At 37.5% G+C, this 296-nt stretch carries 1 protein-coding gene; it reads right to left on the bottom strand.

From position 1 onward, the window contains the following. Positions 1–8: 8 nt before the first annotated feature. The gene (locus BTV99_RS13130; RefSeq protein ID WP_075102692.1) at positions 9–224 is read right to left on the bottom strand and encodes a DeoR family transcriptional regulator; all 216 of its coding nucleotides are present in this window, start codon (positions 222–224) and stop codon (positions 9–11) included. Positions 225–296: the final 72 nt, after the last annotated feature.

Raw genomic sequence — 296 nt, 5'->3', positions numbered from 1 at the left:
AATGGTTCTTATTGTAGTGCCATGGCATTGACAGTACCTTTAATGCTGGTACGCATATCTTTTTCGACTTCTTCCCACACATACAGTATTTTGCGACCTCCAAACGGACGAATATAATGAATGCCTTCGATAAGTACGGTATCCTTTAAGTCGTTACGAATGGTACGCGGGTTATATTTGATACGCTCAGAAAGCTCTTGGGTTGTTAGGTAGGTGTGTGACATAATATATTCCTTATGAGTTTATTGAACTACTTATATTGCTTATCGACAAACAAATCTAACATATAGAACAAC

It is taken from the genome of Psychrobacter sp. Rd 27.2, from assembly GCF_001921755.1.
Taxonomy (GTDB): domain Bacteria; phylum Pseudomonadota; class Gammaproteobacteria; order Pseudomonadales; family Moraxellaceae; genus Psychrobacter; species Psychrobacter celer.
The sequence above is the reverse complement of the archived record's forward strand: the minus strand, read 5'-3'. Positions and strand labels throughout refer to the sequence as shown.